This window comes from Paenibacillus sp. FSL R5-0636, from assembly GCF_037974255.1.
In the GTDB taxonomy this organism is placed as follows: domain Bacteria; phylum Bacillota; class Bacilli; order Paenibacillales; family Paenibacillaceae; genus Paenibacillus_AQ; species Paenibacillus_AQ odorifer.
The window spans coordinates 4,393,993-4,417,006 of record NZ_CP150232.1 but is presented as its reverse complement, the minus strand read 5'-3'; the positions used below and the strand labels follow the sequence as shown (position 1 = coordinate 4,417,006).

The following is a 23,014-nucleotide window of genomic DNA, read 5'->3' as shown; positions in this document are numbered from 1 at the left end:
TAAAGCTGCAGCCAAAATTGTACTACCTAAATACCCGAATGCTTGAATTATTCTTTTCATATTCGCACCTAACGTATAAGAAAGTGTCTAATAGTTAGACGAATATAACTGTAAAAATCACTTCAATTGCTAACATATCCGAGGCTCGATACGGTTATTTGGATAATACCACCATAGGGAAATCTGAAAAACAAACATTTGTACAACTGTATTTGTCTTGTACCGTTCTTTGAAGTTAGTAATAAACTATATCAATCTCAGAAAAGGAGTTGATTTAGTTGGCTAACAGTGATATACGTCTTACTCTTTGGTCGGGTACTAATTTTACCAATCGTCGGATTCGATTCAGACGTGGAGGAGTTGCGGTTCGTGATCTTGGAGCGTTTCGGTTTAACAACGTTCTCTCGAGTTTCCGTCTCAGAAATGTTGTGGAAAGCTCTCAAGTAACGCTTGTGCTTTTTTCGCGAATTAACTTTCAGGGATCGTTCCGTGTGTTCCGTGGCAGCCAAAACGTAGCGAACTTGAATAATTTTAACTTTAACAATGTCACATCTTCGTTGATATTGGTAGGACGTATCCTTACAAGCTCCGAAATTTCGCAAATTCAAAGAACTGGTAGAGCGCCTCGAGATGTCCTCGTAATAAGACAATAATAATGCAAAGGGGGCGCCCTAGGGCGCCCCTTTTTTACAAATATCAGTAGCACAGGTCAAGACAAAATATGCATAGAATTTAATATAAAATAAGAGAATAGGTGCTGCTCCCGCAAACAATCCTCCTTTAAACTAGTAACGTACTTAACAAAATCTGCTAGAGGAGGATTCAAATGCGCAAAAAGGTTATCGGGAGAATTTGCAGTACAGTTATGATTTGCAGTCTGCTTGCAGCAGGCAACGGAACGACCTACGCCGATGGCGCCAATAACTCTGATGCTCCTACCAACAAATCGGTCAAAAACGTAATCCTGTTTATTACGGATGGGATGAGCTTATCCGATGTGAACTTGGCCAGATGGTATCAGGGAGGGCAGGCGCTTGCGATGGATAAGTATTTCAGCGGGCTGGTGAGAACATATTCTACGGATTCACTGACCACAGATTCCGCTGCGGGAGCTACGGCTTATGCTACAGGCCATAAGGTTAAGAGTGAGACGGTATCCATACTTCCAGACCGAATAACGATGCCTTTCATAAGCGCAGTTAAGCCAGAGGACGTGAACAAACCTCTGCCTACCCTTATGGATGCAGCGAGAATGGCAGGGAAAAGTACAGGAACGGTATTCACTTGTGAATTAACGGATGCGACGCCGGCTACATTTTTAAGTCATGCATACACGCGTGACAATGCGCAGTCTATTGCAGAACAGATGGTCTATAGTGGTGTAGATGTTCTACTTGGGGGTGGTTCCGGGTATTTGGTACCCGGCAAAGAAGACATTAACCGCAAGGACGGAGAAGATTTAACCAAAGTTCTGAAATCAAATGGGTATGAATACGTAACGGATAAAGCAGGGTTAATGAATTCTAAAACGAATAAAATCTGGGGTCTCTTCAACCCCGAAGCACTGGATGCTGATTTTGACCTGAACCCGCAAAAGCAACCGAGCCTTGCTGAAATGACCAAAGTAGCGATAGAGAAGTTGTCGCAGAACGAGAACGGTTTTATTCTGATGGTCGAAGCAAGCCAGATTGACTGGTATGGTCATGATAACGATCCAGTGGGTATTATGAGTGAGACCTTAGCGTTTGATAAAGCTTTCAAAGCCGCTGTTGACTTTGCAGAAAAAGACGGGAATACAGCAGTCTTATCGGTTTCGGATCATGCTACCGGCGGGCTCAATATGACGAACTATGATTCTACCAAAGACCTAATCTCCGTGCTGAAGAAAGCGAAGCATACCAGTTATTACATTGAAGGCAGTATTAATGAGAGCAATTTCAAAAAGGTCCTTGCGGATCATTATGGACTTAGTGATCTAACCAAAGAAGAAGCGGATCAAGTCAGATTGGGAATGCAGGATAACCTTTCGCCGGTCATCGGTAAAATTTTGGGGGATAAAATAGGTGTAACCTTCTCTACGGATGATCACACATCGGAAGAAGTTGGATTGTTCGCCTACCATCCGGCTAATTTTAAACCGACCGATTTCATGAACAGCGGTGTAATCCAGAATACGGATGTGAATAAGTATATTCAAGAAGTGACCGGACTCAATCTGGCGCAGCTTCAGGATACACTGTACGTATCCAGTGATAAATTCAAGGCCAAAGGAGCTACGATTACCCTAGATAAGACCGATAAGACTAATCCGGTGGTTGTAGTGAAAAAAGCAGGCCAAGTTCTCAAGCTGCCTATAGATAAAAATATCGCCATTCAGGATGGCAAAACAACGAAGCTAAATGTGCTGACGGTAATGATTAAAGATAAAGTGTGGATTTCGCAGGATGCTTTGGACTTAATTCCCTAATTCTTAAAGTTCATGTTGTGATCTGTCGCCTAAAAGTTAAAGCGCTTAAACTTGAGAACCCCTTTTTAAAAGGGGTTTTTGGGTTGAGATAGGAAATTTCAACTTGAATTGAGACGAGGAAAGCGAAGCTTTTATCGTTTGATTGCAGGCTTTGTTCCATAGGTCATTAAGCGCCAAACCTTTTCTAAAGGGCCCATGGAGAAAAACTTGAACCAGATGTTACTAAAAATGATTTGAATCATATAAATCAGAACTGCAATGTAGAGAATATCTTTTGGTGAAACGACTTTGAGACCTATCATTGAAATGATTGCCGTCCCTATAATGCTTTGTGCCACATAATTTGTAAACGCCATTTGACCCACCCGTGATATGGGTTTCAGGAATTTCACCATTTGTTTATTTTCTAATAGTAGAAACAATGTTGTTAAGTAGAACAAAGTGGTTGGGAGAGATCCTAAGCCCGTAACTGAATCTACATTGCTGTTCCCATTTTGAGAAGCGTTCCAAATCCATAGTGAAAAACCAATGAACAACAGAAATGATACCATTTGAATCCATCTAATTGGTCTTGATAATTCTTGTATGTGTGTCAGCCAACCTGACTTTGCGGTTAAAAAACCAGCTAAAAACATAATAAAAATTTGTATAGCGTCATTTGAAAAAATATCAAGAATAGATGAGATTGCCCCTTGAGAAGGTAGGAATATTTTTACCACTAAGGAAATGATGTAAATGGATGTCATACCCACAAGCCACTTTTTAAGTGTAGAAACCGTTGTGTGATAAAAAGGGATCAGAAACAATCCGATAATGGCGTATGCGGGCAGAATGGTTCCCCAAAAGATAAATACATGAATGATTCCCAGCAGCAAAAGGATTAGTAAACGTCTAGCCATACGCAATCTGGGTTTATCTCCCCGGCTTTCGGCTCTTGAGGCGAAAATGTATAGACCTACACCAAATAGAAAGGAAAAAATAGAAAAGAACTTTTTTTGTACGAAGATGATTATCAAGCTATGGATGATTCCATTAATGCCACTATAGTCTGGTAAGGGATCTCCTTCCATAATAACTTTAAAGGCTCCAACATTTATAAGCAGAATGCCGAAAAGAGCAAGTCCGCGAATGATGTCGAGTGAAATGATTCTTTCTTTTTGCGAAATGGAGGGATTCATTAATAGTGCTCCTTTGAAAATATTTTTATTTGCCTAGGAGTTAGTATAAGTTGCGAACCTTACATTAAATTGATGCCAACATTACAGGATCCTTAAATTTGATAAAATGTTCCAACTCCAGTTGAATTAGAATCAGTTTTATGGTTAATATGAATACTAAATCATTTTGGGGTGTGAACTAGAAATGTCAGCATATACTCAACCGATCTTTGTGGCAGCGATCTTTTTTGTGGTTTTAGCATTTGCCTTATTTATCCCATGGCTCATTTATACCTATAGAAAATATAATTACCTTCCCTTTTCTACCACGTTAATTTCGTTTTCGTTTATCTTTTACTTTCTAGCAGCGTTATTTTTAGTATTGTTGCCGTTGCCGGAAATACGTAATACTTGTTCTCTTCAAAAACCGGGCACACAACATTATTCACTTATGCCATTTCAATTTATAGTGGGCACCTTTGGCAATAGTGGCATCGTGTTATCACAGCCAGCTACTTATAGACTGTTATTTAGCCAACCCTCATTCTATCAAGCTTTTTTTAATTTCTTGCTATTATTACCTTTTGGTGTTTATCTGCGTTACTTTTTTCATGATAAAAAATATTGGAAGAAAGCTCTAGGCTTCACGTTCCTATTAACTTTATTTTATGAGATAACACAGGTAACCGGTATTTACGGGATTTATAATTGCCCTTATCGTATTTTTGATGTGGATGATTTATTGTTAAATACTTCTGGCGGAGTACTGGGGTTCTTTATTGCTCCAGCCGTGTTGGCGTTATTCCCATCAAAAAAGAAAATTAAGGAGAAAGCAGAAATATTATTAGCTCTTGATGAAGTAAGAGGGATGTCTGTGTTACTGGCTGTTATTATTGATCTATTTATCAGCAACCTAGTAGTTAAAGTTGTGTTGAGTATGACCAACGTTAATATGGTTAGTGAATTTATTGCGAGCACAATTACACTTTCTGTAACCTTTTTTATTATTCCGATAATTTGGAATGGATCGACAATCGGTACGAAAATAATGCGTTATCGCTATGACAGTAAAATAAGTCGAGTGGAAACTAACAAGCGATTATTTAAACGCTTTGGTGCCATTTACGCGATGTACTTCATAACAGTCATTGCGAATATTTTGAATAATGTGGAACTATCAATGGATTCTCCATTTTATAAGGCATCTATATTCTTAACGCTAGGTGCTGGATTGACCTCCATTATTTTAACGATCGTGTTGTTCATCCATATTGTCTTAGTCGTGTTTGGCAAACAAAAACGCCGCTTTTACTTTGATGAAGCTTCTGATTTATATACAACCAGAAAAAAATGAATGCTATTCAATAGCAAAGGGATACTCCGTAGTCTTAAATGGCTACAGGGTATCCCTTTTTTTGTAGATTTAAGCTTGTTGTAAGGTTGGCATGAATTTGCTGTAAGGTTCGGTGCCTATAGTATAAGTATCAGCAAATTATGAGGTGAAATGAATGGAACCATTATTAAAAGTAGAAAACGTAAAAAAAGTGTACGGGAAGTTAAGTGCTGCTTACACAGCGTTGGAAAACGTGTCTTTTGACATTCATGAAGGTGAGTTTGTAGGGATTATGGGACCTTCCGGAGCGGGAAAATCAACCTTGCTAAATTTGTTAGCAACCATAGATTCTCCAACAGAAGGAAAGATATATATGAAGAACAAGAGTATTCATGATCTGAAGGAAGCAGCTTTGTCAGACTTCCGGCGTGAACATCTCGGGTTCATCTTTCAAGATTACAATTTACTCGATTCCTTGACGGTAAAGGAGAACATATTGCTTCCCCTGGCGATTGCTAAAATTCCAGCGAAGAAAATTAATCACCTCGTGACTCAGATCTCTAAAGTATTTGGGATTGAAGATTTACTGGGGAAATATCCTTACCAAATCTCTGGGGGTCAAAAGCAAAGAACCGCTGCGGCTAGAGCGCTCGTGACAGAGCCAGCACTGATTTTGGCTGATGAACCAACAGGTGCACTTGACTCCAAATCAGCAACAGATTTATTGGAAAGCTTAAGTACTTTAAATGAAAATAACAATTCGACCATTATGATGGTGACCCATGATGCCTTTGCCGCAAGCTTCTGCCGCCGGATTATTTTCATCAAAGATGGTTCGTTTTCAACAGAAATCTATCGTCGTGATCAGACACGCAAAGCCTTCTTCCAAGAGATCTTAGATGTTCATGCGGCCATTGGGGGTGAGGTAGATGACGTTATTTAGTCTAGCAAGAAAAAATATAGCCAGAAATTTCTCGCAATATTTTTTATACATTGCATCGATGGTGTTTAGTATCATCATTTACTTTACATTTGTGACCTTAAAATATAGTGATACGATAGCAGAACAGACGGCTTCATCCCAAAAACTGGGTTCCCTAATGAGTGGCGCGGCAGTCATTCTTATCTTTTTCGTGTTCATATTTATAGCTTATTCCAATTCATTTTTTATGAAAAAACGTAAAAAAGAAGTCGCACTGTATGCGTTGCTGGGGGTACGTAATCGTCAAATAGGTTTTATGCTCTTTTTTGAAAATTTGTTATTAGGATTATTCTCTTTAATAGTAGGGATTGTATTTGGCTTCCTCTGTTCAAAAGGATTTATGACGATTTTGATTCATTTAATGGGTTATGACGTTGTAGCACCCTTTACATTTTCAATGGCGGCAGCGATGAACACGGCTATCGTATTTCTGGTTATTTTCTTAGTGACATCATTTCAAGGCTACCGCTTGATCTATCAATTTAAGCTGATTGATTTATTTCATGCTTCCAAAAAGGGAGAAGTGGCGCCTAAACCATCTATGATAGTAGCTGTTCTTGGAGTGTTACTTATTGTCTTGGGCTATTGGCTTGCAATGCAGGACCTGTTCACTTCTAAGGTATGGGCAAAAATCGGATTTCTCATGACCGTATTAATTATTTTAACAACGGTAATTGTGGGTACATTTTTATTGTTCCATAGTGTGACTGGCTTTGTGTTAGCAATGATTAAGAAAAATGAAAAGTGGCTGTGGAAAGGCCTTCATGTAATAACCATATCGCAGCTGCTCCATCGTATCCGTGGGAATGCACGTACATTAACTGTGATTGCTGTGTTGAGTGCTACAACAGTAACTGCCGGTGGAGCGGTCTATAGCCTGTATTACAATACGAATGACTCGGCAAAAACGATTAATCCGAATACCTTTATGTATCAATCAACAGATGCAGAAATGGATAAACAAGTAAATGCTGTACTGCCAGCTACAAAATACGATGAAAATATCGAAGCGCTATCCATTACGTTTCATACGAAAGAATTAAACGCGCCATCCTCGTTCGATAGCTCTGATAAACGAGGGTATACAGTTATCGATGAAAAAACATACAACAACTTAGCAAATGTACAGCATAAAGAAAAATTAAATGTAAAGGATGGCTACGCGGTTATTTTAGATATCGGATATGACAAAAGGTTCTCACCTATGTATACAGGAAAAACTATAACAACAGGCAACGGCCATCCACTCATATTCCAAAGCTTTAAAACACAAACCGTATTGAATGCAGGCACAGCAGGTATAACAGTTGTAGTCTCGGATGAACAGTATAAAGTATTACGGAATGATGGAGAAGTGCTACGCTATCGTGTTCTTGGGGTAGAGGATGCCTCTGTGGATTTATCTGCAAAAATTGCAAACCAATTGCCTGAAGAAGCGCCATTTTCTAGTAGGCCTCAAGATTACCAAACAAGCTTGGAAAGTGTGGGTTCTCTACTTTTTATAGGCAGTTTCCTTGGGCTCGTATTTCTGGCTGCAACAGGCAGTATCATTTACTTTAAAGTTTTAACAGAGGCAGAAGAGGATAAAGCACAGTACAATATGCTGCATAAAATGGGTGTCAGTGCAAAAGAAATGCAGAAATCCATTGCGTCACAGGTATTCGTTATCTTTGTTGTACCGCTTATAGTAGGGTTATTGCATAGTGTAGTGGCTTTAAAAGCATTCTCTAGTCTACTGATGATAGATTTAGCAAAGCCAGTGTTGCTCTGGATGATTGCTTATACCGTAATTTACGGGTTGTATTATTTCTTAACCGTAGCTTCATACAATCGTATTATCACACTAAATAATAGAACAGAAGGATAATTGAGATGAAAAAATTTCTAATTACTATGGGTATTTTGTTTGTTATTGGGGTTGTAGGTGTCTTTGCTCTAGCAAAGATTGATTTCAATCGCATGAATGCCGAAAATTACTATTTACAAATTACAGAGGATGGGGAACCCCATGAATATAAACTGAGTGATGGTACAGTGATGACTTCCTATTCGTATACACTAGAGGCTACAAATGCTAAAGGTAATACAATTCCACTGGAATTTAATGCACAAAAAAATCTTCGTAAAGGCGCCTACTTAAAAATGTATGTAAAAAAAGGTGATCAAGTCTCCTCATATGATGAAGTGAAAGTAGAGGATATTCCGCTAAAAGCAATAAAAAACTAATAAATTGAAGAAGGGCTGTCTCCAATAATGGTAATGGAGCACAGCCCTTTTCTCTGCCTAATGAGTAAGTAAGGCATTTATATTATAAAAGTATAGTAATGGTTGTTCCAATATTTTCAGCGCTCGTCATATCGAGTTTCCCCTCATGAGCCCAAATAATGTCTCTTGCGATGGCCATTCCTAAACCAGTACCATGCTTGCTGGTTGTATTTGTACCCCGATAGTAGCGTTCGAAAACCTGTTCCAGATCTTTAGTTGGAATACCCTGGCCATTATCAGAAATCGAAATTTGGGTATGAGATTCTGGACCTGTATCCACTCGAATCTTCACCACGACATTTTCATCGTTATGCACCAGCGCGTTGTAGATCAAGTTAAGGATCGCTCGTTTTAGTAACTTTTTATCTACTTTATGCATTGCTTTAGCCACATTCGCCTCAAACTCTATCTGCCGTTCACCAAAGGTCGGGTCATTTAAAAGTTCAATCGTCATTTCTCGTAGAAACTGAACGAGATTCGCCTCTTCAAATTGCAGGGATAGCTGGTGATTACGTAAACGTGTTGTTAAATTGAGGTCATCTAACAGATCTTTCATATACATCGATTTACTTTTGATAATTGACGTGTATTCCTGTAATTCTTGGGCTGTTAAATCTGTGGCACTGTCGTTAATAAATTCTGCATAACCTTGAATAGAAGCAAGTGGTGTTTTCATGTCATGTGAAACATTGCTAATCCATTCCTCACGCATTTGATCGAGACGTTTACGCTCCTCTTCATGCCGATCGAGCTTTTCAGATAGTTCATTCATATTACGAAAAACATCTTCATAAACACCTTTGGGAGTAGGCATTTTCTTAAAACGTCGTTCCCTGAGCTGTTGAATACCCTCTATTAATGTATGAAGGGGTGCAGTTAACTTTTTCCCAAATAGAAATCCAATGATGATTACAATAAGCACATCAACGATTAAAAAAATGGAAAGAAAAACATTAACATCTTTGAAAATTTCAGCGTAGTCATAGGTCATTACGTAGCGGCCTATTTTAGGATTATTAATCCCTAAAAAGTAACTGAAATTTTGGGCTTCGCTGACAAAAACCGTCGTGCGTGCATCTAATTCTTTATATTTATACATTTGGACAATTTCAATAGGAGAATACTCTGTTTTCAATTCTTCAGGGGTATAAAAGGCTGCTGCTTGCTCCCCTTGGTCATTCAAGAATTGTACCCAGGCGCTCATTTCTTGTAGTTTTTTGAGACCTTCTTCGTTCACAACAGGTTTGCCAGCCTGCAGTTCTACGTATTGTGAAAAGGTTCGGCTAAAGGTTTCTGCAGATGCTTCTTCAGTGCCAAAGTTATTATTATTTACCTTTATAAAGAATAGGGAAAGGAACAAAATCGCGTTTACAATACCAACGATCACAACAATAGTCATAACCGATCTTAAAAAGCGGAGTGTCAATTTCCATTTCAACTAGTCTCACTCCTTGGTATGTAATTTATAACCTAACCCTTTAACCGTCAAAATAAAGGAAGGATTTGAAGGGTCGGCCTCAATTTTTTCGCGTAATCGCCGAATATGTACCATCACTGTATTATCGGAACCAAAAAAATCTTCACCCCACACCTGTCCAAACAAGGTTTCTTTGCTTAGAATCTGATTGGGATGATGCATAAAACAGCTCATTAAACCGACTTCTTTGGCGGTTAGCACGAGGACCTCGCCATTCTTTTTTAATTCTGTCTCATTGGCACTAAGTTCAAAGGGACCAGCTTGTAAGCTTTTCGGAGCCTTTTTTTCTTCTGTAAAGCCAGCTCTTCTCAGTTGTGCCTTTACCCGATAAGCGACTTCTTTCGGACTGAACGGTTTAGTAATATAATCATCGCCACCTATCGCCAGTCCTAACAGCTTATTAATTTCCTCGTCTTTTGCAGACATAAATAAGATGGGTGCATTTGATGTTTCCCGAATTTTTCTGCATAAGTCATATCCTTCTCCATCTGGGAGCATAATATCTAGCAATATAAGCTCAGGATTATACTCCTGGAACTTGTCCCAACCCTCTGCAACGGTCCCGGCAGTTACAACGTCTGGAACACCTTCTTTATGTAAAACAGCCTTCATTAGACGCGCTAAATCATCTTCATCGTCTATGATTAATACCCATTTACGACTTGCCATTTATTTCCCTCCAAATCCGTCTTTATGTACATTATTACATTATAAAGGACTCTTTATTTCTTGCGCAAAAAAATCGCAAAAGAAAGGCTTGCATGAAGATGGGTATTACTTAGACGAACATAGCAAAGCCATATTTGGTGATTTATTAAAAATTCATTCTAGATATAGCCAAATCAAGTAAGGAGGAGAAATTGTTACGCCCCCTGCCTTCTATGGCATTGATCTGCACTGTATATGGCCCTTTGAAGAAGTTCGCTAAAATGATGGAAGAAGGTGAGTTACTGTATTCGCTTGAGCTCGAAGAAGAACTTGCAGACAGCTTTTGGAATGCCATTAGATGGGGCAGCGACTTGCAAGGAGTGCAAGCAGCCTTAACAGGAACAACTGCAACCAATGCTGATTTGCAGAATATTTCACAGGATGACTTTGTACGTACAGCCGTGATTATGCTGGTCGGAATCTTAATTGTGCTAATAGTCATTACGCGCTCTGTGTCCAGTTCTCTGTTCATTATTGCTTCCTTGGTGCTAGTGTACTTACTTCTCTTGGAATCAGTGAAATCTTGAGCTGGATCGTTCCATTTTTCAGCTTCATTATGATTGCAGCCCTGGGCGTTGATTACAGCATATTCCTGATGATGCGGTATAACGAGCTTGAAGGGGATGTTGGATCACCTGCGCCGCGTTGATTCCTTCGGGCGTAATGACACTTATACAGGTAGCATTCGTATTAATCATTGCACTATTATTACTAAGTGTAGCGGCCATGCCGGTGTTCTTGACTGCATTAAAGCAGCTTGCTAGCAAATTAAATGGTTCAAGCAACGGTGCTACATCAAAGAATGTAGTTGACAAATCGAGTCATATTTAGAGGGCAGTAAAATTTAAAAATACATGCGTATTACGTATGCTGAGAACAATAGAAAGAATCTTCGGGGACCTTTGTGGTCCCTTGTTTCACCATATCAGAAAGTATATAATTATCGACTATACCTTACAACTTTATTACGCTATAATCAACGTAAAGTCACCAGATGACCTAAGAGTAGGATGATTTTAATAGATTAATTAATATTAGCTTTTGATATGCCGAAACGTATTTTGTTATTGTAATAGGTTGTTTATATTGTTTATGATATTAATAAAGGTGTTAATTAAATCTAGAGTAGGTAGATTATGAGTCTAAATGACAACGTATTAATTAAAATTCGTGATATGCGAGAGAGTTATACACCAGTTGAACGATTGGTCGGAGATTACATTTTAGAAAATACGGAAGAGATCCCTCATTTGTCGATTAAGGAATTGGCTCAATCGAGTAAGACAAGCGATGCATCTGTCCTTCGTTTCTGTAAGACGATGGGTTACAGCGGATACCGCAATTTTATTGTGAGTATATCGGCATCTTTGGGTTCTCGTGATGAGGATTCAAAGGCTCAATATACAGATATTCAGCCAGGTGATGATCTCTCGACAATTATATCAAATATTTCATTGAATAATTGCAAGTCCATTGAGGATACGCTTAGTGTTATTGATCGAAAAGAAATTACAAGAGCTGTAGAATTACTATGTCATAGTAAGCGAATTGTTTTCTTTGGAATAGGTGCTTCGGGACTCGTTTGTATGGACGGGGAACAGAAGTTCTCGCGAATTAATAAGATGTGTCATGCCTATACAGATGGTCATAGTCAGCTCACGGCAGCAACTTTACTTGAGAAAGATGATGTTGCCATTTTCATTTCTAACTCTGGAGCAACTAGTGATATTATTGATGCACTGGAAATTGCCCAAAAGAATAGAGCGAAATGTATTGCGATTACGAAGTACAATAAAAGTGAGCTTGCGGAGCGGGCGGATATTGTATTGAGCATATCCACACCTGAAATAACAATCCGCAGTGGGGCTATGGGCTCGCGTATTGCGATGCTTACGATCATCGACATATTATTTGCTGGTGTCGCAAGTGCTGAATATGAAGAAGTAAAAACCTACTTAACAAAAACGCATAATATATTAAAGAAAAAACTTAGAAATTAGGTTCTGATAGAATGAATGTGGAGGAAAGCATTGATCATGGATCAATGCTTTCTTTTTTTGTATTTCATTCACTTATTCGTGTACTAAAATGTACTACTTATCAATCCATGTCAGATTATCTACATGATGAATACGTTGATCTAATGAATATAATAAGTAGTTTAATTCAATAATTAATAGCTTGGCACACAATTATGAGGAAGAAAATGAATGGAATTGAAGACGAAACATCATCCGGTTGAACACGGATGATGTAACTTTATGTTTCGTTTGGAGCGATAATCAGCAAATAATACATTTTTTTAAATCGCTTTAACCTTAGAGCCATAGCGATCAAAGCAATTGTTAAAAATTTAAATTGCATCTTGTAAGCGCTTTATAAATGTGGTATAACATAGTATGTAAGGAATGAAATAAAACATCAGAATTTAATTTCTTCATGAAATTATATTTCAAAATCTATTGACGAAGCGATGGTGTTGTATTAGTATAAGAACATAATAATTGTAAGTTAATCTAACACGTTTTGTTAATTAAATGACAGATTAAGGCTGGGAAGAAGGAGGATGGCTATGAATGACTACCTTGCGGGATTGACAACAGAGGCTGTGAATCCAGACACATTAATGATTGATGAATGTACTACGGAAGAAATGATCCAGTTAATGAATCAACAAGATGCACTAGTCCCCAGAGCTATAGCTGAGGAGATTCCGCAGATTGCAAAGGCGGTAGATATTCTACATCATAGGTTGTCTAATGGTGGAAGAATGTTTTACATAGGAGCTGGCTCATCAGGAAGATTAGGTGTTCTGGATGCTTCCGAATGTCCTCCTACCTTTGGTACAGATCCTTCCTTGGTGCAGGGCTATATTGCTGGTGGTGATATTGCTTTGCGTACTGCGGTTGAAGGCTGTGAAGACGATATGGATGAAGGGATCGCATTAATCGAAAGCATTGGTGTAACAAACAAAGATGTACTTATTGGGATTTCGGCAAGCGGTAGTGCAAACTACGTTATTGCAGCTTTAGCGAAAGCAAAGGAACTTGGAGCAGCCACTATCGGTGTTTGTAACAACAGAGGCTCAAAGTTCGAACCCATTGTAGATGTTTGTATAACACCTGTTGTAGGACCTGAGGTCATTAGCGGTTCGACTCGATTAAAGGCAGGAACTGCTCAGAAGTTGGTGCTTAATATGCTGACAACATGCACAATGGTCAAGTTAGGAAAAACGTACAACAACTTGATGGTTGATCTGAAGGCTAGTAATTTTAAGCTCGTAGATCGCTCGATTCGTATCATCATGAACACGACTGGTGTAGATACATCAACCGCAGCAGAAACACTTGAAAAAGCATCTATGAACTGTAAGCTGGCAATTATGATGATTAAATCGGGGTTAGATGCAAAAGAAGCAGAACAAGTACTTAACACAAACGGAGGACGCTTGAAACAGGCAATCGCATCATTGGTTTAGGTGTGAAAAGTGGAATAACAGGATGGATGCTATTAATAATTGAGGAGGCTGTTTTCGATGAAAAAAAGATCACGTGGATTAACTCTGTTTTTGTCAGGAATCATGATGGTATCACTATTATCGGCTTGCGGAGGAAACGGAAATAACGCTCCAGCTTCTACAGATTCCGGTAACACAGGAACTAGTAACGGTGGTTCTGAGCCTAAAAAGGATACGATTACAGCACTTTTACCTCCGATATCAGCGAACTATCAAACACGTTTTGCTGATATGGAAAAAGAATTTAATACACTACATCCTAACTTGACTTTGAAAATCGAGCCAGCGAGCTGGGAAGATATGACGCAAAAACTTGATACTCAAGTAAATGCAGGTTCTCCTCCAGATATTGCTTTTATCGGTGCTTCAGGAATTTCGAAATATGCAGCACTTAATGTACTAATCGACCTTAACGGTGCCCTTTCTGATGAAGCCAAGGCAGATTATGACGAAGTTCCATTGAAATATTTCCAACTAGGTGACGCTCAATACGGCCTACCAGCGTATATGGAAATCCACACTATCGGTGGTAACAAACAATTCCTTGAAGAAGCCGGAATTGATTGGAAAAGCATTCAACAAAACGGTTGGACTTATGAAGAGTTCCGTAATGCAATTTCTAAAGGCGTAGTGAAAAATGATAAAGGTGAAACTACTCGTTATGGTTTCGTGTTCGCAACATCTGGTGTAGCATCTAAAGACTATCTAGCTATTCTTGCTAAAACTGCTGGTTTACCAGATTACTTCGATAAAGATCTTAAATATACGTATACAAGCAAAAACTTCTTGGGGCTACTTACATCTATTCGCGAAATGATCAACGATGGTTCTATGCCTAAAGAGCTAAGCTCTATCGATGCTGGTAAACGGTGGAACATGTTCCTAACGGGTCAAACGATGATCACAGGTAAAGGTTTATCTGCATTTGAAAACTCTGCTCGTCTAAACAATGAGAAGATTAAAGCGAACGATGGTTCAGCTGTTGCAGATTCTATTGAAGTTGATTATATTTCACTTCCAGTCCCAACATTCAACGGTGCCGATTATGTCCCTACTTCAATCGTTGATGGTTATATCGCACTTCGTGGTAAAAAAGCTCCATCTGAAGAGCACATCAAAAATATTGCCCTAGCAACGAATTTCTTGTCTTCTGGTTCAATTGCTGCTAACTACAGTAATGAGCTGTTCTTATCACCAATTACTGAATCTGCACGTAATGCAGAAGTACTTGAAAAATTCCCTCGTAACGAAGATAACGTTGCTGCAGGTAAAGCTATGATGGCAAAAGCGCTTCCGGCTCGTACAGATATTCCTACTGATCTGGCTGCTGAAGCATTAAAAATTGAAACAGAAGTTATTATTCCTAAACTACAAGCCTTACTTGCAAATGAGATTGCTCCACAAGAAATGTATGATGCAGTTAAAGCAGCTGCAATTAAATCTTTCGGTAAAGATGGTATTGTAGTTGACTAGTCTGTCGTAGGCTGACATGTGAAAGCTGTGCGTAGCTAGAACGTACAGCTTTCCTTCTAAATTAGCTAGAGCTTGTACTGTTTTTAGAAGAGAGGTGCGACCCAATGAATCAAACGTTGACTAAAAGAAAAAAATTGAAACTCGAAAGTGACTCAGGTTGGGGATACGCGTTTATCGCAGTAGCACTTATTGCGTTTTCTTTATTTACCGCATATCCAGTCATCAATGCTTTTATTATCAGCTTACAAAAATATGGTCCATTAGGATCCACTTTTGTCGGCGTGGATAACTTCGTTAACTCTTTTTCAGATGAACTTTTCTGGAAAGCGCTGAAAAATACGTTAGTATATACGCTATTAACTGTTCCGTTTAATATTCTTCTATCATTTTTAATTTCAATTTTGATTATTCCTTTCAAGAAAAAAACACAAACGATCTTTAAAGCACTATATTACTTGCCAGCCGTAGCATCTGGTGTAGCGCTTTCTGTTGTGTGGCTGTGGATCTTCGATCCGTTAAAATCAGGTATTGCCAATAAGCTCGTGAGTTTTTTAGGTATTGAAAATCAAAACTGGCTTGGTTCCAGTGCAACTGCAATGTTCTCACTTGTATTAATGTCATGGTTATCAAGTCATGGTACAGCAATTATTATTTATATAGCCGCATTACTCGCTATTGATAACAGCTATTATGAAGCAGCTGAAATTGATGGCGCGTCTTTCCTGCAAAAGCTTTGGTTTATCGTTGTCCCTTTCCTTAAGCCAACAACGCTATTCCTACTTGTTACTGGTGTTATCGGTTCCTTCCAAGTATTCCAAAACGCTTATCTTATGACAGGCGGTGGACCAGACCATGCAACAACAATGGTAGGTTTGTTAATCTTTAACAATGCGTTCACATATTTTGAGTTTGGTGAGGCAGCGGCACAATCATTAGTTCTAGCAGCGATTATCGGATTTATCTCATTCCTTCAATTCAAGTTTATAGGTAAAGATGTAGAATACTAGGAAAAGGAGCAGAATACTATGGGTTTGTACAACAATAGCTTAAGAAGCAAAGGGTATCTGTTTATACGTAATGGTGCAAACATTACGTTCCTTATCCTATTTGCCGCAGCTACCATATTCCCGATATACTTTATGGTCATCTCCTCGTTCGGTGATCCGGTAGAAGCTGGTGCAATGAGCTATTCTATCCTACCATCGAAGATTTCATTTGAATCTTATAAATTCTTCTTTAACTTCAGCCCACATACATGGGACTGGTTATTGAACTCCTTTATAGTGGCAGCGTGTATCACGGTATCTAACGTATTTTTTGCTACACTTGCTGGATATGCTTTTGCAAAAATGAAATTTAAAGGGAAAAACATTTTGTTCGCTATTTTGCTGGGATCTATGATGATTCCTGTTCAAGTCACTCAGGTTCCACTATATATTTTGATCGTAAACATTTTTGAATTACAAAATACGTACACAGCGTTGATTATGCCGAGCATAGTAACGGTATACAATATCTTCTTGGTTAAGCAGTTCATGTCCTCCATTCCAGGTGAAATTATTGAATCTGCTAAAATCGAAGGTTGTTCCCAGCCTAAAATCTTCTGGTATATCATTATGCCTCTATCTAAAACAATTATGGCAGTACTAGCAATCCTAACGTTCATGGCGGCATGGAATGACTTTTTCTGGCCGTTCCTAGTAACGAATACGATGGATATGCAAACCATTCAGGTCGGCTTGAAAAACTTTCGCTTTGCGAATACAACTTACTTTGCACCGATGATGGCGGGGGCAACCATTTCAGCAGTTCCAATGTTTATTTTGTTCTTCAGTTTACAAAAATACTTCCTTGAAGGGGTAACAGTTGGAGCGGTGAAAGGTTAATGGACAAACAATCAAAAGTTGATGCAACATACTTAGTTGGCTTGATGTCAGGTACATCAGTAGATGGTATTGATGCAGCAGTAGTTAAGCTTTTCCCATCAGCCGAAAAAGAGCATGGAGTAGAGATTGAATTACTGGCTTTTGAAAACACACCTTTTGAGGTGCAAGTTAGAAACTCCATATTTGAGCTTTTTGATCCCGCTAAAGCTACGATTGATAAGGTTGGCGCAATGAATATGTGGCTTGGCGAATTATACGCCCAAGCCACATTATCCGTTATAGGGAAATGCGGCCTTTCGCCTTCGCAAATATTCGCAGTAGGATCACATGGTCAAACAATCTATCATGCTCCGGAAGAGAATGTTATGGGCGGCTATAATCTGCATTGTACTGTTCAGATTGGGGATGGTGCAGTTATCGCCAATCGCACAGGAATTCCTTGCGTATCAGACTTTCGAGTTGCTGACATGGCAATGGGTGGACAAGGAGCTCCGTTAGTACCATTTACCGAATACTTATTGTTTAACAATCCAGAGAAAACAATTCTGATGCAAAATATTGGCGGAATAGGCAATGTGACTGTTTTGCCTGTAAATGCCTCACCGGATGAGGTATTTGCTTTTGATACGGGTCCTGGAAATATGATTATCGATGGCCTTGTATCGCAATTATTTGCACCAATGACCATGGATGTTGATGGCGAAATTGGTGCGGGCGGTCAAGTGATTGATGAGCTATTGAAATGGATGCAGCAGGATAAATATTATACGATGCCGTTACCAAAATCGACAGGCAGAGAACGGTTTGGCCAACAATACGTGGCACAAATTATTGAAATGATGAAGGTTAATAACTGGAAAGCGGAAGATGTTGTTGCAACAGCTACGTACTTAACTGCCTGGAGCATCGTCGATAGCTATGAACGGTATATTGCACCGCAGCATCAGGCTGAGCAATTGTTAATTGGCGGCGGTGGAAGCTATAACAAGACGCTTTTGCGTGATTTACAACACTTATTTGCACCGCATAACGTGCAGGTGCTGACGCAGGAGGATATCGGTGGTAATAGTGATGCTAAGGAAGCAATTGCTTTTGCTCTGCTAGCGTATTACACGATGGAGCGCTTACCAAACAATATCCCGCTAGTAACTGGAGCTTCACAGCCAGTAGTAATGGGCAAAATTTCCTGGCCCTATATTGGACGTTCACAGGAGGCTTAAATGATGCAAATCAGAACCTTTTCAATTGAAGATCACTCTGCAGTTGTAGAGCTTTGGAATCGTGAGGCTACAAAATATGATTATAAGCCATTTACAGAGCGAGAGTTTCAAGATACATTCATCGACCATCCTTATTTTGACGCTGACTGTATATGGGTAGGCTGTGACGAAAAAGGGATTGTTGGTTTTGCAGCTGGCTGCTGCGGTGACGATCTCCCTCTTGGAGATGTGGCGGGTTATATTACGAGTGTTATTATAGATACCCATGTGGCTTCTCTGGAGTTTTACGATGCTTTTCTATTGCGTTTAGAAAAAAGATTCCAAGAACTTGGGAAAAGACAAGCGGATGTATTGTTTTTCAACCCTGTTAAGCTGAAGTGGAGTATACCAAGTGCACCTCAGCATGAGCATAATAATGCCCCGGGCATCAGTAAGGACCAGCCATTATATGAAGCTTTAATTGCTAGAGGCTACGAAGATCGAGCGAGGCAATGCGGCATGTATTTAAGACTCGGAAGCTTTATAGTTCCCGAAGATATTTTAGATAAGGAAACCAATGCAAATAGCAAGGACTATTACATTACTTCCTATGTCCCTGATTTACATACAGGGCTTGAAGCAACGCTTGCTGCCCTGCAAAATCCGCAGTGGAAGAAGGATGTTGTTACTTATGTGAAGGTTGGCGCACCACTTGTAGTAGCTGTGTACGGCAACGAGGTTGTGGGCTTTGCGGGTCCAATTATTTCGCAGCCTGATGGAAGAGCATTTTTTTGCGGTATCGGAGTGCACCCAGAGCATGAGGGTCATGGCCTTGGCAGTGTATTATTTTTCAGAATGGTTGAAGCTTTTCAAAATGTGGGCTGTCAATATATCTCTCTATTCACTGGAAATAATAATCCGGCTCTTCGAATCTATCAAAAAGCGGGCTTTACTATTGAAAAACAATTTTCTATATTGCGGAGGGAACTTTAAAGATGAGCGAAAAATTCACAGTATTAGCAATTGGAGCACATGTTGGTGATGTGGAGCTAGCTTCTGGTGGTGTACTCGCTAGTCATAGTTTAAAGGGAGATCGCATTGTGACACTAGCGTTAACTGCGGGTGAACGAGGGGTCCCGGCAGGACAGGATATAAAGGAATATCGTCAGCAAAAAGTGAAAGAGGCACAGGTTTTTGCGGATATGCTAGGCGGTGAAGCCATTGTATTCGATGATTATTGTGACGGAGAGTTGCCTGACAATCAAGAAATTCGTATGGAGGTTTGTGATGTAATTCGTCGCGTGAAGCCTAACATTATTATTACACACTGGAAAAACAGTATGCATAAGGACCATGCGCTAACGCATCATATCGTAAATGATGCCCGTTTCTTCGCAAGTCTATCATCCTTTGAACGAGCGCTCCCCGCGCACTTTGCAGCAAGATTATATTACTCCGAAAACTGGGAGGATGCGGTTGATTATGTCCCTTACGTATATGTGGATTTCGATCAAGCGGCATTTGATCTATGGATAGATGCTTTAAGCAAGCATTGGTTTGTGACGAATAGCAAATCTTTCAAATACATGGATTATTATAAAGCACTAGCAGTTGTTCGCGGCTGTGAAGCAAGAAAGACATATGCAGAAGCATTTATGGTGCCAGCTGAAACGGTGAAGGTTAGGCAGTCTAGTCTTTGGTAACTATTCAACTAGCTAAGAGGGAGTGTTTCTATGTATAGCAGGAAACATTCCCTTGTTCTATCCATTTATGCGAAAAAGCAGCTAGGAGGCAGCTTCATATGGTGTTAAATGGGATTGATTCTATAACGAATTATCGTTATTTGTTCGAAGGTAAGCGCGTAGGATTGATTACAGCGCCGACAGGTCTTACGAAGGATTTTGCATCAACGATTACTATATTACATGAAAATTTTAATCTTGCTGCGATGTTTTCACCTGAGCATGGCGTTCGCGGAGATTTGGATGCAGGGGCAGTAGTAGACACTTACATGGATCCTTTTACGAATGTTCCAGTCTATAGCTTGTACCGTAAAGACTCCAAGCGTTTAACAAAAGAAATGCTGAATGAAGTAGACATCATTGTATACGATATTCAAGATGTTGGTGTACGCTATTACACATTTATTTATACGATGCTATATGCACTTGAAGATTGTGCAAATGCAGGTGTGGAATTTGTTGTTCTTGATCGTGTTAATCCGCTTAACGGGGTAACGGTAGAAGGGAATGTCTTGAAGCCCGGCTTCAAATCATTTGTTGGAAATTACGAGCTAGCCGTGCGATACGGCTTAACAGCAGGTGAGGTAGCAACGATGGCAAATGATCAAATGAATTGGAATGCATCGCTGCATGTCGTTCGTTTGGAAGGCTGGGAACGGAGCATGTCCTTCCCGGATACAGGATTAACTTGGGTTCATCCTTCACTTGGAATGCCACGATATGAAACAGCGTTATTATATACAGGAACATGTTTATTTGAAGGCACGAACTGCTCGGAAGGACGAGGCACAACGTTCCCGTTTGAAATGATTGGTGCTCCGTTCATTCAAGCGCAGCAATTGGCAGATGAGATGAATGCAAAAGGTATCCCGGGTGTGCTTTTTCGTCCAGTTTATTTCAAGCCAACGTCATCTAAACATTGTGGCGAGCTATGCGGCGGGGTACAAATTTACATTACAGATCTCCAAGTGCTGAGGCCTTTAGAAGTTGGGGTAACCTTATTATTTACGATAAGAGATTTGTACGAGCAATTTTCATTCCTGCCTCCTGTGAAGGAGGGCTCTCGCCCATTTATCGATTTGCTGGGGGGAGACAGCATGTATCGTACGGAAAATATGCAAGCTAAGCAGCTGCTTGAACAGTTTGCAGCGGAAAGCAAGCAATTTGCAGAAATAACACAGCAGTATCATTTATATCGCTAGAGGAAGGTGAATAATTGATGAGAACAATAGAACATATGAGCTTGCGCGAAAAGATTGGACAAATGTTCGTAACAGGCTTCCCTTCAACCGAGATCACTCCTGAGCTGAAGGAAGTTATTGAGCATTATAAAGTGGGCAATATTATTTTATTCTCACATAATATCGACAATAAATATCAATTAGGCCAGCTTGTTACTGAGCTGCAGCAATGGTACACGACACATACTGGTATCCCGGGTTTTATTACGATCGACCAAGAAGGCGGTCGAGTCACTCGTATGCCTAAAGACGCGACCAATGTTGCTGGAGCCATGGCAATTGCTTCTTCAGGACGACCTGAAAATGCGTATGCAGCAGGCAGAATGACTGCCAGAGAATTGAAAGCATTAGGTATTAATTTTAATCTAGCTCCAGTTATGGACGTTAACAATAGTGCATTGAATCCAGTCATAAATGTTCGTTCATATGGTGATTCTGTTGCAACAGTATCCCAGTATGGAATTCAAATGATGAAGGGTTTGCTCGATGGAGGCGTCATGTCCTCACTTAAGCATTTTCCAGGTCATGGTGATACAAATGTCGATTCACATATTGGCTTGCCTAGCATTGAAAAAACACTTGAGGAATTAGAGCAGCTTGAGCTGCTGCCGTTTAAGGCAGCAATTGAGCAAGGAGCTCAAGCGATTATGAGTGCACATATTTTATTTCCGAAAATTGAAAAATCCGGTGTGCCCGGAACTATGTCTCATACCATTATTACAGAGATATTAAAAGGAAAATTAGGATATAAAGGGTTAGTTGTATCGGATTGTTTAGAAATGGACGCGATCAAACGATACTATGGTACGGCAAAAGGAGCGTTAGGAGCTGTTAAAGCAGGTATTGATTTGGTATTCATTAGTCATACTCCTGAGACAGTGAAGGAAGCGATTCATTTGATCGAAGAAGCTGTAGCCACCGGTGACTTGGATGAAGCGCTAATTGATGCAGCTGTTACAAAAATTTTAGCTTATAAAGCACAATATGCGACGATTGAGGAGCTAGATTATGAACTAGTTGGCTGCGATGTACATCGCCGAGCAAATGAGCTAATGCGTACGGAAACGATCTACCTCATTAAAGGTGAGCTCCAGCCCATTCATACCGGTGACGAGCAAGTGTTATTTATGGGTTCCTATTCATACCGCACCGATCTTGCGTCCAGCAGCTTGAATCAAGCTCTTAGCTTTCCGCAATATATGGGGGAGCATTTTAATACAGCTTATGAGATTATCGACATTGACCCGAGTGAGGAGCAAATCAACGCTGCGCTGCCAAAGGTACAAGGCTACAAGCATATTGTTATCGGCTTGTTTAATGCGCGTGAAAACAAAGGTCAGCTTGCGCTTGTTCAGAAGCTGCTGGCAGCAGGCTACAAAGTAACGGCCATTACATTAGGTCGCCCGTATGATTTACCGTTAATCGAAGGCGAGTTCTGCGGAATTGCGGCATTTGAGTATACACTTGATGCATTCAAATCACTCCTTCCAATCCTAAATGGTGAGGTTGTACCCACCGCCAAGATTACGATACAGATGTAGATAAAAAGTACAACAAGGGGACATAG

Annotated in this window: 19 protein-coding genes and 2 pseudogenes; 18 read left to right on the top strand and 3 right to left on the bottom strand. The window is 39.8% G+C overall.

Annotation, left to right across the window (positions count from 1 at the left end; translation table 11 throughout):
* Positions 1-278: 278 nt before the first annotated feature.
* Positions 279-653 (top strand): hypothetical protein, encoded by a 375-nt coding sequence (locus MKX34_RS20090; protein WP_076100295.1) that lies wholly within the window; start codon positions 279-281, stop codon positions 651-653.
* Positions 654-826: 173 nt separating this feature from the next.
* Complete coding sequence (locus MKX34_RS20085; RefSeq protein WP_076297645.1) at positions 827-2,467, top strand: alkaline phosphatase; 1,641 nt, start codon at positions 827-829, stop codon at positions 2,465-2,467.
* Positions 2,468-2,598: 131 nt separating this feature from the next.
* On the opposite strand, the gene MKX34_RS20080 is transcribed toward MKX34_RS20085, so the two are convergent.
* Positions 2,599-3,645 carry a DUF418 domain-containing protein gene (locus tag MKX34_RS20080; RefSeq protein WP_076297644.1) on the bottom strand — a complete coding sequence of 349 codons (1,047 nt, stop codon included), beginning with the start codon at positions 3,643-3,645 and terminating at the stop codon, positions 2,599-2,601.
* Between the two features lie 184 nt (positions 3,646-3,829).
* On the opposite strand from MKX34_RS20080, the gene MKX34_RS20075 reads away from it, so the two are divergent.
* From MKX34_RS20075 to MKX34_RS20060, 4 genes are all read left to right on the top strand, one after another.
* Complete coding sequence (locus tag MKX34_RS20075) at positions 3,830-4,978, top strand: VanZ family protein (protein ID WP_076297643.1); 1,149 nt, start codon at positions 3,830-3,832, stop codon at positions 4,976-4,978.
* 154 nt (positions 4,979-5,132) lie between these two features.
* Positions 5,133-5,900 carry an ABC transporter ATP-binding protein gene (locus MKX34_RS20070; protein WP_038572078.1) on the top strand — a complete coding sequence of 256 codons (768 nt, stop codon included), beginning with the start codon at positions 5,133-5,135 and terminating at the stop codon, positions 5,898-5,900.
* On the top strand, positions 5,887-7,806 hold the full coding sequence (locus tag MKX34_RS20065; RefSeq protein ID WP_076297642.1) for an ABC transporter permease: 1,920 nt from the start codon (positions 5,887-5,889) through the stop codon (positions 7,804-7,806). Before MKX34_RS20070 ends, MKX34_RS20065 begins: the two co-directional genes overlap by 14 nt.
* 5 nt (positions 7,807-7,811) lie before the next feature.
* The gene (locus MKX34_RS20060; RefSeq protein WP_036688737.1) at positions 7,812-8,165 is read left to right on the top strand and encodes a YxeA family protein; all 354 of its coding nucleotides are present in this window, start codon (positions 7,812-7,814) and stop codon (positions 8,163-8,165) included.
* Between the two features lie 82 nt (positions 8,166-8,247).
* Here MKX34_RS20060 and MKX34_RS20055 read toward each other — a convergent pair whose 3' ends face one another.
* The gene (locus MKX34_RS20055) at positions 8,248-9,642 is read right to left on the bottom strand and encodes a HAMP domain-containing sensor histidine kinase (RefSeq protein ID WP_076297641.1); all 1,395 of its coding nucleotides are present in this window, start codon (positions 9,640-9,642) and stop codon (positions 8,248-8,250) included.
* 6 nt (positions 9,643-9,648) lie between these two features.
* Entirely contained in the window at positions 9,649-10,350 is a 702-nt protein-coding gene (locus tag MKX34_RS20050; protein WP_036688733.1) for a response regulator transcription factor, read from the bottom strand.
* A gap of 212 nt (positions 10,351-10,562) precedes the next feature.
* Here MKX34_RS20050 and MKX34_RS20045 point away from each other — a divergent pair.
* From MKX34_RS20045 to MKX34_RS19990, 12 genes and pseudogenes are all read left to right on the top strand, one after another.
* Positions 10,563-10,628: pseudogene (locus MKX34_RS20045) on the top strand (hypothetical protein); the annotation flags it as partial.
* Between the two features lie 54 nt (positions 10,629-10,682).
* Positions 10,683-11,220: pseudogene (locus MKX34_RS20040) on the top strand (MMPL family transporter); the annotation flags it as partial.
* A gap of 305 nt (positions 11,221-11,525) precedes the next feature.
* Positions 11,526-12,389 (top strand): MurR/RpiR family transcriptional regulator, encoded by an 864-nt coding sequence (locus tag MKX34_RS20035; protein WP_036688728.1) that lies wholly within the window; start codon positions 11,526-11,528, stop codon positions 12,387-12,389.
* Between the two features lie 572 nt (positions 12,390-12,961).
* A complete protein-coding gene (gene murQ / locus MKX34_RS20030; protein ID WP_042129111.1) occupies positions 12,962-13,867 on the top strand; it encodes an N-acetylmuramic acid 6-phosphate etherase in 906 nt (301 codons plus the stop codon).
* 57 nt (positions 13,868-13,924) lie between these two features.
* Positions 13,925-15,379 (top strand): extracellular solute-binding protein, encoded by a 1,455-nt coding sequence (locus MKX34_RS20025; RefSeq protein WP_036688723.1) that lies wholly within the window; start codon positions 13,925-13,927, stop codon positions 15,377-15,379.
* Positions 15,380-15,483: 104 nt separating this feature from the next.
* Positions 15,484-16,386 carry a sugar ABC transporter permease gene (locus tag MKX34_RS20020; RefSeq protein ID WP_036688721.1) on the top strand — a complete coding sequence of 301 codons (903 nt, stop codon included), beginning with the start codon at positions 15,484-15,486 and terminating at the stop codon, positions 16,384-16,386.
* Positions 16,387-16,404: 18 nt separating this feature from the next.
* Entirely contained in the window at positions 16,405-17,265 is an 861-nt protein-coding gene (locus MKX34_RS20015) for a carbohydrate ABC transporter permease (RefSeq protein WP_036688719.1), read from the top strand.
* On the top strand, positions 17,265-18,485 hold the full coding sequence (locus MKX34_RS20010) for an anhydro-N-acetylmuramic acid kinase (protein WP_076100307.1): 1,221 nt from the start codon (positions 17,265-17,267) through the stop codon (positions 18,483-18,485). Before MKX34_RS20015 ends, MKX34_RS20010 begins: the two co-directional genes overlap by 1 nt.
* Positions 18,486-19,457, top strand: coding sequence for a GNAT family N-acetyltransferase (locus MKX34_RS20005; protein ID WP_249267672.1), 972 nt, complete (start codon positions 18,486-18,488; stop codon positions 19,455-19,457).
* A 2-nt stretch (positions 19,458-19,459) separates the two neighbouring features.
* On the top strand, positions 19,460-20,167 hold the full coding sequence (locus MKX34_RS20000; protein ID WP_076100309.1) for a PIG-L family deacetylase: 708 nt from the start codon (positions 19,460-19,462) through the stop codon (positions 20,165-20,167).
* A 98-nt stretch (positions 20,168-20,265) separates the two neighbouring features.
* Positions 20,266-21,408, top strand: coding sequence for a DUF1343 domain-containing protein (locus MKX34_RS19995; RefSeq protein ID WP_076100310.1), 1,143 nt, complete (start codon positions 20,266-20,268; stop codon positions 21,406-21,408).
* Positions 21,409-21,425: 17 nt separating this feature from the next.
* Complete coding sequence (locus MKX34_RS19990; RefSeq protein ID WP_076297640.1) at positions 21,426-22,988, top strand: glycoside hydrolase family 3 protein; 1,563 nt, start codon at positions 21,426-21,428, stop codon at positions 22,986-22,988.
* Positions 22,989-23,014 lie beyond the last annotated feature (26 nt).

Coding starts and splice junctions, on each gene's coding strand:
- MKX34_RS19990 (WP_076297640.1), top strand. CDS start 21,426: ATGAGAACAATAGAACATATGAGCTTGCGCGAAAAGATTGGACAAATG.
- MKX34_RS19995 (WP_076100310.1), top strand. CDS start 20,266: ATGGTGTTAAATGGGATTGATTCTATAACGAATTATCGTTATTTGTTC.
- MKX34_RS20025 (WP_036688723.1), top strand. CDS start 13,925: ATGAAAAAAAGATCACGTGGATTAACTCTGTTTTTGTCAGGAATCATG.
- MKX34_RS20020 (WP_036688721.1), top strand. CDS start 15,484: ATGAATCAAACGTTGACTAAAAGAAAAAAATTGAAACTCGAAAGTGAC.
- murQ (WP_042129111.1), top strand. CDS start 12,962: ATGAATGACTACCTTGCGGGATTGACAACAGAGGCTGTGAATCCAGAC.
- MKX34_RS20085 (WP_076297645.1), top strand. CDS start 827: ATGCGCAAAAAGGTTATCGGGAGAATTTGCAGTACAGTTATGATTTGC.
- MKX34_RS20050 (WP_036688733.1), bottom strand. CDS start 10,350: ATGGCAAGTCGTAAATGGGTATTAATCATAGACGATGAAGATGATTTA.
- MKX34_RS20075 (WP_076297643.1), top strand. CDS start 3,830: ATGTCAGCATATACTCAACCGATCTTTGTGGCAGCGATCTTTTTTGTG.
- MKX34_RS20000 (WP_076100309.1), top strand. CDS start 19,460: ATGAGCGAAAAATTCACAGTATTAGCAATTGGAGCACATGTTGGTGAT.
- MKX34_RS20070 (WP_038572078.1), top strand. CDS start 5,133: ATGGAACCATTATTAAAAGTAGAAAACGTAAAAAAAGTGTACGGGAAG.
- MKX34_RS20035 (WP_036688728.1), top strand. CDS start 11,526: ATGAGTCTAAATGACAACGTATTAATTAAAATTCGTGATATGCGAGAG.
- MKX34_RS20010 (WP_076100307.1), top strand. CDS start 17,265: ATGGACAAACAATCAAAAGTTGATGCAACATACTTAGTTGGCTTGATG.
- MKX34_RS20060 (WP_036688737.1), top strand. CDS start 7,812: ATGAAAAAATTTCTAATTACTATGGGTATTTTGTTTGTTATTGGGGTT.
- MKX34_RS20005 (WP_249267672.1), top strand. CDS start 18,486: ATGATGCAAATCAGAACCTTTTCAATTGAAGATCACTCTGCAGTTGTA.
- MKX34_RS20065 (WP_076297642.1), top strand. CDS start 5,887: ATGACGTTATTTAGTCTAGCAAGAAAAAATATAGCCAGAAATTTCTCG.
- MKX34_RS20015 (WP_036688719.1), top strand. CDS start 16,405: ATGGGTTTGTACAACAATAGCTTAAGAAGCAAAGGGTATCTGTTTATA.
- MKX34_RS20080 (WP_076297644.1), bottom strand. CDS start 3,645: ATGAATCCCTCCATTTCGCAAAAAGAAAGAATCATTTCACTCGACATC.